The organism is Streptomyces sp. NPDC029169 (assembly GCF_055563935.1).
Genome location: NZ_JBVHXA010000005.1, coordinates 322,029 through 335,001, shown reverse-complemented (window position 1 = coordinate 335,001; position 12,973 = coordinate 322,029). Strand labels below are relative to the sequence as shown.

Sequence of the window (12,973 nt, the reverse complement as noted above, 5' to 3'; positions counted from 1 at the left end):
GCTAGAACGCACCGCCGCCGCCCGGAGGACGTCGTGAGCGACACACAGACCCTGATCGAGAACCGTCCGCCCTCCGTGGCGAACCTCTTCCTTGAGCGCGTGGCGCTGACTCCCGACGCGGAGGCCTATCGCTACCCGGTACCGGCTGCTTCCGGCCAGGGACCGGACGAGTGGAAGTCCCTCAGCTGGGAGCAGGCCGCCGAGCGGGTGTACGCCATCGCGGCGGGTCTGATCGACCTCGGTGTCCGCCCGGAGGAGCGGGTCGCCCTGGCCTCCTCCACCCGGGTGGAGTGGATCCTCGCCGACCTCGGCGTGATGTGCGCGGGCGCCGCCACCACCACCGTCTACCCGCAGACCAACGCCGAGGAGTCGGCGTTCATCCTCTCCGACTCCGAGTCCAAGGTCCTGATCGCGGAGGACGCGGCCCAGGTCGCCAAGGCCCGCGAGACCCGCGCCGACCTGCCCGGTCTCCACCACGTCGTCGTCATCGACCCGACGGACGTCGAGACCGACGACTGGGTCCTCTCCCTCGCGGACCTGGAGGCGCGCGGCAAGGCGTACCTGGAGAAGCACGCCGACGCCGTCAAGGAGCGCGTCTCGGCCATCACCGCCGAGCAGCTCGCCACCCTCATCTACACCTCCGGCACCACCGGCCGCCCCAAGGGCGTCCGGCTCCCGCACGACAACTGGTCGTACATGGCCAAGGCCATCGCCGCGACCGGCCTGGTCACCAAGGACGACGTCCAGTACCTCTGGCTGCCGCTCGCGCACGTCTTCGGCAAGGTCCTTACCTCCGGCCAGATCGAGGTCGGACACGTCACGGCCGTCGACGGCCGCATCGACAAGATCATCGTGAACCTGCCGGTGGTCCAGCCGACGTACATGGCCGCCGTGCCCCGCATCTTCGAGAAGGTCTACAACGGCGTCGCCGCCAAGGCACGCGAGGGCGGACCCGCCAAGTACAAGATCTTCCAGTGGGCGGCGGGCGTGGCCCGCGAGTACGCCAAGGTCACCCAGGACAACTTCCGCCGCACCGGCACCGCCTCCGCGCCCTTCGGCCTCACGGCCAAGCACAAGGTCGCCGACGCGCTGGTCTACAAGAAGCTCCGCGAGGCGTTCGGCGGCCGGCTGCGCGCCGCCGTGTCCGGCTCCGTCGCGCTGGCGCCCGAGATCGGCTACTTCTTCTCCGGCGCGGGCATCCACATCCTGGAGGGCTACGGCCTCACCGAGTCCAGCGCCGCCTCCTTCGTCAACCCGGGCGAGGCCTACCGCACCGGCACGGTCGGCAAGCCGCTGCCCGGCTGCGAGGTCCGCATCGCCGACGACGGCGAGATCCTGCTGCGCGGCCCCGGCATCATGGAGGGCTACCACGGCCTGCCCGAGAAGACGGCCGAGGTCCTGGAGCCGGACGGCTGGTTCCACACCGGTGACATCGGCGAACTGTCCGCCGACGGCTACCTGCGGATCACCGACCGCAAGAAGGACCTGTTCAAGACCTCGGGCGGCAAGTACATCGCGCCGACCGAGATCGAGGGCCACTTCAAGGCCGTCTGCCCCTTCGTCTCCAACATCGTCGTCCTCGGCGCCGACCGGAACTACTGCTCCGCGCTCATCGCGCTCGACGAGCCCGCCATCCTCGGCTGGGCCGCCGAGCACGGCCTCGCGGGCAAGTCGTACGCGGAGGTCGTCGCCGCCCCCCAGACCCAGGAGATGGTCCAGGGGTACGTCGACCGGCTCAACGAGGGCCTGCAGCGCTGGCAGACGATCAAGAAGTTCCGGCTGCTGCCGCGTGACCTGGACGTCGAGCACGGTGAGCTGACGCCGTCGCTGAAGATGAAGCGGCCGGTGGTGGAGCGGACGTACAAGGACCTGATCGAGGAGATGTACGCGGGGGCGCGGGAGGCCTGATCGCCGGGCCTCCACCAAGTTATCCACAGGTCGGACGGCTTACCTCGGGCAGTACGGGACAATGGGCTCATGCCTTCCGTACTGCCCGATGGTGAGCCCATGCCCGAGGACGGGGCGCTGCCTGCGCACGCCCTGGAAGGGGCCGGGGAGCGACCGCTCGGGTTCTATCTGCACGTGCCGTACTGCGCCACGCGGTGCGGCTACTGCGACTTCAACACGTACACCGCGAGCGAGCTGCGCGGTGCCGGAGGCGTCCTCGCCTCCCGCGACAACTACGCCGGGCAGGTCGTCGAGGAGATACGCCTCGCCCGGAAGGTGCTCGGCGACGACCCGCGGCCGGTGCGGACGGTCTTCGTGGGCGGGGGCACGCCGACGCTGCTCGCCGCCGGGGATCTCGTACGGATGCTGGGGGCGATCCGGGACGAGTTCGGGCTCGCGGACGACGCCGAGGTGACGACGGAGGCGAATCCGGAGTCGGTGGATCCGGCGTACCTGGAGGAGCTGAGGGCGGGTGGCTTCAACCGGGTGTCGTTCGGCATGCAGAGCGCCCGGCAGCACGTCCTGAAGGTCCTCGACCGGACGCACACCCCCGGGCGGCCCGAGGCGTGCGTCGCGGAGGCGCGGGCGGCGGGCTTCGAGCACGTCAACCTCGACCTCATCTACGGGACGCCCGGGGAGTCGGACGACGACTGGCGGGCGTCGCTGGAGGCGGCGATCGGGGCGGGCCCGGACCATGTCAGCGCGTACGCGCTGATCGTGGAGGAGGGCACGCAGCTGGCGCGGCGGATCCGGCGCGGGGAGGTGCCGATGACGGACGACGACGTGCACGCCGACCGGTACCTGATAGCGGACTCCATCTTCGCGGAGGCCGGCTTCGAGTGGTACGAGGTGTCGAACTGGGCCACGTCCGAGGCGGGGCGGTGCCTGCACAACGAGCTGTACTGGCGCGGCGCGGACTGGTGGGGCGCGGGGCCGGGGGCTCATTCGCACGTGGGGGGTGTGCGGTGGTGGAACGTGAAGCATCCGGGGGCGTACGCGGCGGCGCTCTCCTCCGGCAGGTCCCCGGGCGCGGGGAGGGAGGTTCTCTCGGCGGAGGACCGGCGCGTGGAGCGTGTGCTCCTGGAGCTACGGCTCCGGGAGGGCGTCGAGCTGGGGCTGCTCAAGGCCGCGGGGCTTGCCGCGTCCCGGAGGGCCCTGGACGATGGACTCCTCGCGGCCGGGCCGTACGAGGCGGGGCGCGCGGTCCTGACCCTGCGGGGTCGCCTGCTCGCGGACGCGGTCGTCAGGGACCTGGTGGACTAAGGGGCAGGGCCTCGTGCAAGGGCCCCCTACGGTGCCGTCACGAAGTCGATCAGTTCTTCCACGCGGCCCAGCAGGGCCGGTTCCAGGTCCTTGTAGGTGTGGACCTTCGACAGGATGTGGTGCCAGGCCGCTCCCGTGTTCTCCGGCCAGCCCAGGGCGCGGCAGACGCCCGTTTTCCAGTCCTGGCCGTGGGGGACCGTCGGCCAGGACGGGATGCCCACGGAGGACGGCTTCACCGCCTCCCAGACGTCGATGTACGGGTGGCCGACGATCAGGACGTCCGGGGACGAGACCTGCGCCGCGATGCGGGACTCCTTCGAGCCGGGGACCAGGTGGTCGACCAGGATGCCCAGGCGCGCGTCCGCCGCCGGGGCGAAGTCCGCGACGATCGACGGGAGGTCGTCGATGCCCTCCAGGTACTCCACCACCACGCCCTCGATCCGCAGGTCGTCGCCCCAGACCCGCTCCACCAGCTCCGCGTCGTGCCGCCCCTCCACGTAGATCCGGCCCGCCCGCGCCACCCTCGCCCGCGCGCCGGGGACCGCGATCGAGCCCGAGGCCGTGCGATGCGACCGCGCGGGGCCGGCCACCGGGCGGGTCAGGGTGACCACACGGCCCTCCAGCAGGAAGCCCCTCGGTTCCAGCGGGAAGACCCGGTGCTTGCCGAAGCGGTCCTCCAGCGTCACCGTGCCCGCCTCGCAGCGGATCACCGCCCCGCAGAAGCCCGTCGAGACCTCCTCCACCACGAGGTCCACCTCCGCCGGCACCTCCGGCACGGGGGCGGATCGCTTCCACGGGGGCGTCAGGTCCGGGTTGTAGCTGCGCATTTGGGGGACGTTATGCGACGGAGAAGCGGCGTGCCAGTTCATCCCGTTGACGTCGTACGAACGCGACGTCCACGACCGCCCCGTGACCCGGCACGTACACCGCCTCCTCCCCGCCCAGACCGACGAGGCGGTCCAGCGCGTCCGGCCAGCGTGACGGCATCGCGTCCCGCCCCGCCTGCGGCTCGCCCGACTCCTCCACCAGGTCCCCGCAGAAGACCACCTCGGTCGCACCCGGCACCAGCAGCGCCAGATCGTGCGCCGTGTGCCCCGGGCCCACGTTCGCAAGGAGCACCTGCCGGCCGCCCAGGTCCAGCGTCCACTCCCCGGAGACCATGTGCTGCGGTGCCACCAGTGCGTCGGCCGCCTCCGCCGCCGCGAACGCGTCGACCCCGTGCCGTACCGCGTCCGCCATCAGCGAGCTCGCCTCCCGGCGCATCAGCGCGTCGACGCCCACCGCCCCGTACACCTCCGCGCCCTCGAACGCCGCCGTCCCCAGCACATGATCGAAGTGCGGGTGGCTCAGTGCGATGTGCGTCACGCTCCGGCCGCCCGTCAGCGCCTCGACCTGATCCCGCAGCTCCGCGCCCTCCCGGAGCGTGGAGCCCGTGTCGTACAGCAGCACCGCCTTCTCGCCCAGCACCAGGCCCACCGTGGCGTCCCAGCCCGGCAGCCGACGCCGCCCCACCCCGTCCGCGAGCCGCTCCCAGCCGAACTCTTCCCAAGTGACATCCATACCGCGACGCTAGCGGCTACCACCCCGCCTCCTTGCCAGGAGCGATGCCCGCCGCCGTACACTGGCCGGGGGATTCCTGGCACTCGGACAGGGCGAGTGCCAAAAGGGGAGCAACCGAAGCAACCCGATACGACAGCTGGAGGTGGGCGCGATGCTCAGCGAACGCAGGCTCGAGGTGCTGCGCGCCATCGTCCAGGACTATGTCGGGACGGAGGAGCCGGTCGGCTCCAAGGCGCTCACGGAGCGCCACAAGCTCGGCGTCTCGCCCGCCACCGTGCGCAACGACATGGCCGTCCTGGAGGACGAGGGCTACATCGCCCAGCCCCACACCAGCGCCGGCCGCATCCCGACGGACAAGGGCTACCGCCTGTTCGTCGACCGGCTCGCCGGCGTCAAGCCGCTGTCGACGCCGGAGCGGCGCGCGATCCACAACTTCCTCGACGGAGCCGTCGACCTCGACGACGTCGTCGGGCGCACGGTCCGGCTGCTCGCGCAGCTGACCCGGCAGGTCGCCGTCGTCCAGTACCCGTCGCTGACCCGCTCGACGGTCCGGCACGTGGAGCTGCTCGCGCTGGCCCCCGCCCGCCTGATGCTCGTGCTGATCACGGACACCGGCCGGGTCGAGCAGCGCGTGATCGACTGCCCGGCGCCGTTCGGCGAGACCTCCCTTGCGGACCTGCGGGCCCGGCTCAACAGCCGCGTGGTCGGCCGCCGTTTCGCGGACGTGCCGCAGCTGGTGCAGGATCTTCCGGAGTCGTTCGAGGAGACCGAGGACCGCGGCACGGTCTCGACGGTGCTCGCGACCCTGCTCGAAACCCTGGTGGAGGAGCACGAGGAGCGGCTGATGATCGGCGGCACCGCCAATCTCACCCGCTTCGGCCATGACTTCCCCCTCACGATCCGGCCTGTGCTTGAGGCGCTCGAGGAGCAGGTCGTGCTCCTCAAGCTGCTCGGCGAGGCCAAGGACTCGGGCATGACCGTACGGATCGGGCACGAGAACGCCCACGAAGGGCTCACCTCCACGTCCGTCGTCGCGGTCGGCTACGGTTCGGGCGACGAGGCAGTCGCCAAACTCGGCGTGGTCGGACCGACCCGCATGGACTACCCCGGAACGATGGGAGCGGTACGCGCAGTGGCACGTTACGTCGGACAGATCCTGGCGGAGTCGTAAGTGGCCACGGACTACTACGCCACGCTTGGCGTGCGCCGCGACGCGTCCCAGGACGAGATCAAGAAGGCATTCCGGCGGCTCGCGCGCGAGCTGCACCCGGATGTGAATCCCGATCCGAAGACGCAGGAGCGGTTCAAGGAGATCAACGCCGCGTACGAGGTGTTGTCGGACCCGCAGAAGAAGCAGGTCTACGACCTCGGCGGCGACCCGCTGTCCGCCTCGGGCGGTGGCGGCGGGGCCGGCGGCTTCGGCGCGGGCGGCTTCGGGAACTTCTCGGACATCATGGACGCGTTCTTCGGTACGGCGTCGCAGCGCGGGCCGCGCTCGCGCACCCGGCGCGGCCAGGACGCGATGATCCGGCTGGACATCGACCTCAACGAGGCCGCCTTCGGCACGACCAAGGACATCCAGGTCGACACGGCCGTCGTCTGTACGACGTGTTCGGGTGAGGGCGCCGCGCCCGGCACCTCCGCGCAGACCTGTGACATGTGCCGCGGTCGCGGTGAGGTTTCGCAGGTCACGCGGTCCTTCCTGGGCCAGGTCATGACCTCCCGCCCCTGCCCCCAGTGCCAGGGCTTCGGCACCGTCGTCCCGACCCCGTGCCCCGAGTGCGCGGGCGACGGCCGGGTCCGGTCCCGTCGTACGCTCACGGTCAAGATCCCGGCCGGTGTGGACAACGGGACGCGCATCCAGCTCGCGGGCGAGGGCGAGGTCGGCCCGGGCGGCGGCCCGGCCGGCGACCTGTACGTCGAGATCCACGAGGTCCCGCACGAGGTCTTCCAGCGGCGGGGCGACGACCTGCACTGCACGGTCACCATCCCGATGACGGCGGGCGCGCTCGGCACGAAGGTGCCGCTGCAGACGCTCGACGGGCTCGAGGAGGTCGACATCCGCCCGGGCACGCAGTCCGGCCAGTCGATCCCGCTGCACGGGCGCGGCATCACGCACCTGCGCGGCGGCGGGCGCGGCGACCTGATCGTGCACGTCGAGGTGACGACGCCGTCGAAGCTCGACGCCGAGCAGGAGCGGCTCCTGCGCGAACTGGCGAAGCTGCGCGGCGAGGAGCGGCCGACCGGTCAGTTCCAGCCGGGGCAGCAGGGGCTGTTCTCGCGCTTGAAGGACGCGTTCAACGGCCGGTAGGCGCATGACTGCCGGGGGTCCGGGGGTTGGCCCCCGGGTTGGCACAGTCAGCCGGGGCAGCAGGGGCTGTTCTCGCGGCTGAAGGACGCCTTCAACGGCCGGTAGGCCGACGGGCGTGTTCCCCGGCCAGTAGGCCGACGTTGTGCCTGGAAGGGCGGCATCCGCTGGGAGCGGGTGCCGCCCTTCCCGTATGACACGATGCCTGCATGTCCACCGCTCTGAACGGTCTCTCCCGATACCCGATCGTGCAGGCCCCCATGGCGGGTGGCGCGTCCTGTCCGCAGCTCGTCGGGGCCGTGTGCGAGGCCGGCGGGCTCGGGTTCCTCGCCGGGGGGTACAAGACCGCCGGCGGGCTGTACCAGGAGATCAAGCAGGTGCGCGGGCTGACCGGGCAGCCCTTCGGCGTCAACCTCTTCATGCCGCAGAGCGGACAGCCCGCCGACCCCGCCGCCGTCGGGGTGTACGGGCACCAGCTCGCCGGTGAGGCCACCTGGTACGAGACGCAGCTCGGCGACGCCGACCAGGGGCGCGACGACGCCTACGACGCCAAGCTCGCGATCCTGCTCGAGGATCCGGTCCCCGTCGTCTCCTTCACCTTCGGCTGCCCGGACCGGGACACGTTCGACGCGTTCGCCCGCGCCGGTACGTACACGATCGTCACCGTCACCTCCCCCGAAGAGGCCCAGGCCGCCCAGTGGGCCGGGGCCGACGCGGTCTGCGTGCAGGGCGTCGAGGCCGGCGGGCACCAGGGCACGCACCGCGACGACCCGGACGGCGCCCTCGCCGGGACCGGGCTCCTCACGCTCGTCACCCAGGTCCGGGAGACCGTGCAGCTGCCGATCGTCGCGACCGGCGGGATCATGCGCGGCGCGCAGATCGCCGCCGTCCTCGCCGCCGGGGCCGACGCCGCCCAGCTCGGCACCGCGTTCCTCGTCTGCCCCGAATCGGGCGCGCACGCGCTGCACAAGCAGGCCCTGACCAACCCCCTCTTCGTCCGCACCGAGCTCACCCGGGCCTTCTCCGGCCGCCCGGCGCGCGGGCTCGTCAACCGTTTCATGCGCGAGCACGGGCCGTACGCCCCCGCCGCCTACCCCGAGGTCCACCACCTCACCGCGCCCCTCCGCAAGGCCGCCGCCACCGCGGGCGACGCGCAGGGCATGGCCCTGTGGGCCGGCCAGGGGCACCGGCTGGCCCGCGAACTCCCGGCGGGGCAACTGGTCGAGGTGCTGGCCGCCGAACTCGACACCGCACTGACCGCGCAGGCCCACAGGAGCGCCTCATGACCGCACCCGTCTTCGTCGTCGAGGCCGTCCCCGGCACCGGCACCTTCCTCCTCGACGGCCCCGAGGGCCGCCACGCCGTCTCCGTGAAGCGGCTGCGCGCGGGGGAGGAGCTCGTGCTCACGGACGGGCGCGGAGCGTGGGCCGACTGCGTCGTGCTCGCCGCCGAGGGCAAGGACCAGCTGACCGTCCAGGTCTCGGGGACGTACGAGGACCCGGAGCCCGCGCCCCGTATCACCGTCGTCCAGGCGCTGCCCAAGGGCGACCGGGGCGAACTCGCCGTCGAGACCATGACGGAGACCGGCGTCGACGCGATCGTGCCGTGGGCCGCGTCCCGCTGCATCACCCAGTGGAAGGGCGAGCGCGGCCTCAAGGCCCTCGCCAAGTGGCGCGCCACCGCGCGCGAGGCCGGCAAGCAGTCGCGCCGCACACGCTTCCCCGAGGTGGCCGACGCGATGACCACCAAGCAGGTCGCCGCGCTCCTCGCGGGCGCCGACTTCGCCGCCGTCCTGCACGAGGACCGGGACCACCCGAGCGGCGCGCTCGCCAACGCGGAACTCCCCGCCGAGGGCGACATCGTGCTGGTCGTCGGGCCCGAAGGGGGCGTGTCACCCGAGGAGTTGACCATCTTCGAGGAGGCGGGTGCGAAGCCGTACCGGCTGGGGCGGAGCGTACTGCGTACCTCCACGGCCGGTACGGCGGCCACCGCGCTGCTCCTCGGTCGTACGGGCCGCTGGTCCTAAGGCGCCTGGCGCGCCACGAGCGCGTCGAAGAGCGGCCAGCCGTCGACCTCCGTCACCCCGTGCGCGACCGGAAGCAGGCCGCGGGCCTCGGCCTCGTCGAGCAACCGGCGGACGACGCCGGGCTCGTTGAGGTTGAGGTAGCCGTCCTTGGTGTCCGCGACCTGGCCCGCGCCCATGTACCCGCCCTGCGTCACACGGCCCGGGCCTTCCTGGAAGACCAGGCGCAGTTGCGCGTGCGGGGCGTCGGCGCGGCGCAGCGTCAGCAGTTCCCGGCAGGGCGGATGCAGATGCCCGACCGACCAGAGCCAGACCGTGCCGTCCGCCACCAGCCTGCGCGGTACGCGTTCTCGTCGCCCCATGGGTCCACCGTATGCCGGGAACCCGGTGGTTCGGCAACCAGGATTTCGGGAACCCGGTGGGCGCGGGTGGTAGGTCGGTTCATAGGGTGACCGCATGTCCGACGAGTCTCCTCTGATCCGTAGTCTGCGCGCCGCGGTCGCCGCCGCGCCCCAAGACGTGCCCCTGCGGCTCCACTTCGCCGAACTGCTGCTCGCCGAGGGGCGCGGGGACGAGGCCGTCACGGAGGCGGCCGTCGCGCTCCAGCACGCCCCCGGGGACGAGGCGGCCCGTGCCCTGATGGTCCGCGCGATGGGTCTGCCCGCCGTGCCCGCCGCGCCTCAGGAAGCTCCCACCCGGGCCCCCGGGTTCGACTGGGCCGCCGCCGAGCAGGAGGTCGGGGACCTCGTCGGGCCCCGGTTCGTCACCGGCCCGGACAGCGGGACCGAGGCGCCCCTCACCTCCGACGGCAGCGGTGACGCAGGCGACGCGTCCGCCTGGGACGTCGACCGCCCCGGCTCCGTACGCCTCGCCGACGTCGGCGGCATGCAGGAGGTCAAGGACCGCCTGGAGGCCGCCTTCCTCGCCCCCATGCGCAACCCCGAACTCCGCAAGCTGTACGGCAAGTCACTCCGCGGCGGCCTGCTCCTCTACGGCCCGCCCGGCTGCGGCAAGACGTTCATCGCCCGCGCCGTCGCCGGCGAGCTCGGCGCGAGCTTCATATCGGTCTCGCTCTCCGACATCCTCGACATGTACATCGGCACGTCCGAGAAGAACGTCCACGACATCTTCGAGACCGCCCGCGCCCAGGCTCCCTGCGTCGTCTTCCTCGACGAGCTGGACGCCCTCGGGGCCAAGCGCTCGCGCACGCACCACGGCGGACTGCGCAACGTCGTCAACCAGCTCCTCACCGAGCTCGACGGCATCGACGGCGCCGAGAACGAGGGCGTGTTCGTGCTCGCCGCCACCAACGTCCCCTGGGACGTGGACCTCGCGCTGCGCCGCCCCGGCCGTCTGGACCGCACGCTGCTGGTGCTGCCGCCCGACGCGCCGGCCCGCGAGGCGATCCTCCGCTACCACCTGCGCGAGCGCCCCATCGAATCGGTCGACCTGGGCAAACTGGTCAAGGCCACCGAGGACTTCTCCGGCGCCGACCTCGCCCATGTCTGCGAGACCGCCGCCGAGTCCGCGCTCCTCGACTCCGCCCGCACCGGCACCGTACGCATGATCAACATGAAGGATCTGGTGGGCGCGGCGAAGCAGATCAGGCCGTCCAGCGAGTCCTGGTTCGCCTCCGCCCGCAACGTGGCGATGTTCGCCAACGACGGCGGGATGTACGACGACCTGGTCGCCTACCTGAAGAAGAAGCGCAAGCTGTGAGCGGAACAACCAGTCACCCGCACGTCGAACAGGCCGACGCGCTGTACGGCATGAAGCGGTACGAGGAGGGCCTGGCCCTGGTCGACCGGCGTCTCGCGGAGGCACCCGACGACCACGAGGCGTGGAACACGCGCGCCCGATGCCTCTGCGCCCTCAAGCGCCCCGAAGAGGCGCTCGACGCCGCCGAGCAGGCGTTGAAGCTCGAACCCGAGTCCGCCGACGGCCACTTCATGCGCGGCTTCGCCCTGCGCCGGATGAGCCGGCTGCCCGAGGCCGAGCTGGCGCAGCGCGAGGCGATCCGCCTCGCGCCGTACCGCTGGGGTCCGCGCACCCAGCGCGCCGAGATGCTGATCTTCATCGGGACGAAGGAGGAGGCGCTCGAGGAGGCCCTGGAGGCAGTGCGGCGCGGTCCCGACGTGGTCGACACCTGGCACACGATGTACAAGGTCGCCGCGTTCAACGAGCGTCAGGACCTGGTACGGGAATCGATTCAGCAGCTGCTGCGCATCGACCCGACCGACAGCCTCGCCGTCACCGAGATCACCGAGCGCGAGGCCCGCAAGCCCGGCACGTCCGCCGCCCGGGCCGCCGACCTGTACGCGGGCGGACTCGCCGCCTCCCCCGACGCCCCCGCGCTGCGCAGGGACCTTGACAAGGCCGTCTACCGGATGCTCCGCGGCACCCGGTGGCTCGCGCTGCTCTGCCTGGTCATGGCGGGCGTGACCGTCGACGTCTTCCCCACGGAGGGCGAGCCGAAGGAACTCCCCATCCACCTCGGCACCCGGCTCTGGGCGCTCGCTCTGATGGCGGCCGTGTGGGGTTTCGGGGCGTGGCGCCGCTATCTGCGGATGCGTACCGGCGCGAAGCTGACCGTACGGGACCTCGTACGGCGGCTGTTCTGGCCCCGAGTGGTCCTCGGCCAGGCCGCCCTCGCCACGCTCTGCGGCCTGCTGATCGTCGCCGTGCCGTGGACCGACCGTACGATCCCCCAGGTCCTGTTCTGGCTGGGACTCGTACCGAACCTGCTCAGCATCACCCACGACCGGGACAAGGTCTGATGGGTGCGCCCCTGGACAGGGCCGACGCGCTGTTCGACGTCGGACGGTACGAGCAGGCGGCCGGCCTCGTCGCCCAGCACCTGGCGACCGACCCGGACGACGCCGCCGCGCTGGTCCTCCTGGCGCGCTGCCAACACCGCCTGGGCCGCGCGCAGGAGGCCCTCGACACCGTCGAGCGAGCCCTGCGCGCCGAGCCCGACGCGCTGCCCGGCTGGTTGATGCGTACGCAGATCCTGCTCGCGCTCAAGCGGTACGAGGAGGCGGAGGCGTCTGCCCGCCGCTCCGTCGAACTCGCCCCGCAGTACTGGGGCAGCCACTACGCCCTCGGCACGGTCCTCGACCAGTCCGTCCGCGTCGAGCGGCGGCGCGAGGCGTACGAGGCGGCCCGCGCCGCCGTCGCCCTCGCTCCCGAGGAGAGCGCCGCGCACTTCCTCGTCGGACTTACCGCCCAGCGCACCGGCAACCACCGCGTCGCCCAGCAGGCCTACGAGACGGCACTGCGCCTCGACCCGGAGAGCAGCGAGGCGCACAACAACCTCTCCCTGCTGCATCTGCGCCGCCGCTGGTTCCGGCCCGGGTCGTGGACGAAGGCCGCCGAGGGCTTCGTCGAGTCCGCGGCGCTCGACATGAACGACCGGCAGGCCCGCTACAACCTGGAGACCATGGCCTGGGGCACCGCCGCCGGCGCCCGTTGGGTGGCCCTGCTCGGCTTCGTGGCCGCCGCCCTCGGCTCGGCGCCGCTGCGCACGGGGGCGTCGGGCGGCGAGGCCCTCGTCCCTTACCTGATCGGCGCGGCCGTTCTCGTCGGCGGCTGGGCCGGCTGGGCGGTGTGGATCACCCGGCGCGTGCCGCCGCGGCTGCGCCGCCCGCTGCTCCTGGTGGCCCGCGGCTGCCGACCGGTCATCGCGATGGCGGTCGCCGTCGGTCTGCTCGGCCTGCACTCGGTCGTGTCACTCGCGCTGTGGCGGGCGGACGCGGGGGTCGTCGGCGGGCTCGGCGCGCCGCTGTTCTGGGCGGTGGTCATCACCTACTGGGTGAGCCGCTCGGCCCTCGGCCGCCGCGCCCCGAGGTAGGAGCGCGGGAGGCAGGGCGCGG

At 72.3% G+C, this 12,973-nt stretch carries 12 protein-coding genes; 9 read left to right on the top strand and 3 right to left on the bottom strand.

The window, feature by feature from the left end:
• The first annotated feature begins 33 nt into the window (after window positions 1-33).
• Together ACZ4VI_RS12890 and hemW are read left to right on the top strand one after the other, a co-directional pair.
• Window positions 34-1,908: an AMP-dependent synthetase/ligase gene (locus ACZ4VI_RS12890; RefSeq protein ID WP_467999223.1), complete on the top strand. Its 1,875-nt coding sequence runs from the start codon at window positions 34-36 to the stop codon at window positions 1,906-1,908.
• 69 nt (window positions 1,909-1,977) lie between these two features.
• Entirely contained in the window at window positions 1,978-3,210 is a 1,233-nt protein-coding gene (gene hemW, locus ACZ4VI_RS12885) for a radical SAM family heme chaperone HemW (RefSeq protein WP_467999222.1), read from the top strand.
• A gap of 26 nt (window positions 3,211-3,236) precedes the next feature.
• On the opposite strand, the gene ACZ4VI_RS12880 is transcribed toward hemW, so the two are convergent.
• Complete coding sequence (locus tag ACZ4VI_RS12880) at window positions 3,237-4,037, bottom strand: DUF3097 domain-containing protein (RefSeq protein ID WP_467999221.1); 801 nt, start codon at window positions 4,035-4,037, stop codon at window positions 3,237-3,239.
• A gap of 10 nt (window positions 4,038-4,047) precedes the next feature.
• On the bottom strand, window positions 4,048-4,770 hold the full coding sequence (locus ACZ4VI_RS12875) for an MBL fold metallo-hydrolase (RefSeq protein WP_467999220.1): 723 nt from the start codon (window positions 4,768-4,770) through the stop codon (window positions 4,048-4,050).
• Window positions 4,771-4,921: 151 nt separating this feature from the next.
• Between ACZ4VI_RS12875 and hrcA the strand changes: the two genes are divergently transcribed.
• From hrcA to ACZ4VI_RS12855, 4 genes are all read left to right on the top strand, one after another.
• Window positions 4,922-5,941, top strand: a complete 1,020-nt coding sequence (hrcA, locus tag ACZ4VI_RS12870; RefSeq protein ID WP_453727156.1) for a heat-inducible transcriptional repressor HrcA — start codon at window positions 4,922-4,924, stop codon at window positions 5,939-5,941.
• Window positions 5,942-7,081: a molecular chaperone DnaJ gene (dnaJ, locus tag ACZ4VI_RS12865; RefSeq protein WP_467999219.1), complete on the top strand. Its 1,140-nt coding sequence runs from the start codon at window positions 5,942-5,944 to the stop codon at window positions 7,079-7,081.
• 206 nt (window positions 7,082-7,287) lie between these two features.
• The gene (locus tag ACZ4VI_RS12860) at window positions 7,288-8,364 is read left to right on the top strand and encodes a nitronate monooxygenase (protein WP_467999218.1); all 1,077 of its coding nucleotides are present in this window, start codon (window positions 7,288-7,290) and stop codon (window positions 8,362-8,364) included.
• On the top strand, window positions 8,361-9,104 hold the full coding sequence (locus ACZ4VI_RS12855; protein ID WP_467999217.1) for a 16S rRNA (uracil(1498)-N(3))-methyltransferase: 744 nt from the start codon (window positions 8,361-8,363) through the stop codon (window positions 9,102-9,104). Before ACZ4VI_RS12860 ends, ACZ4VI_RS12855 begins: the two co-directional genes overlap by 4 nt.
• On the opposite strand, the gene ACZ4VI_RS12850 is transcribed toward ACZ4VI_RS12855, so the two are convergent.
• On the bottom strand, window positions 9,101-9,463 hold the full coding sequence (locus ACZ4VI_RS12850; protein ID WP_467999216.1) for a hypothetical protein: 363 nt from the start codon (window positions 9,461-9,463) through the stop codon (window positions 9,101-9,103). The two genes, ACZ4VI_RS12855 and ACZ4VI_RS12850, sit on opposite strands and share 4 nt — an antisense overlap.
• Before the next feature lie 94 nt (window positions 9,464-9,557).
• Here ACZ4VI_RS12850 and ACZ4VI_RS12845 point away from each other — a divergent pair, with 94 nt between their 5' ends.
• Genes ACZ4VI_RS12845 through ACZ4VI_RS12835 form a run of 3 tightly spaced genes read left to right on the top strand, consistent with a single transcriptional unit; the run spans window position 9,558 to window position 12,951 of the window.
• Window positions 9,558-10,820, top strand: a complete 1,263-nt coding sequence (locus ACZ4VI_RS12845; protein ID WP_467999215.1) for an AAA family ATPase — start codon at window positions 9,558-9,560, stop codon at window positions 10,818-10,820.
• Window positions 10,817-11,878 carry a tetratricopeptide repeat protein gene (locus ACZ4VI_RS12840; RefSeq protein ID WP_467999214.1) on the top strand — a complete coding sequence of 354 codons (1,062 nt, stop codon included), beginning with the start codon at window positions 10,817-10,819 and terminating at the stop codon, window positions 11,876-11,878. The genes ACZ4VI_RS12845 and ACZ4VI_RS12840 overlap by 4 nt, the downstream gene beginning before the upstream one ends.
• Window positions 11,788-12,951: a tetratricopeptide repeat protein gene (locus ACZ4VI_RS12835; RefSeq protein ID WP_467999213.1), complete on the top strand. Its 1,164-nt coding sequence runs from the start codon at window positions 11,788-11,790 to the stop codon at window positions 12,949-12,951. The genes ACZ4VI_RS12840 and ACZ4VI_RS12835 overlap by 91 nt, the downstream gene beginning before the upstream one ends.
• Window positions 12,952-12,973: the final 22 nt, after the last annotated feature.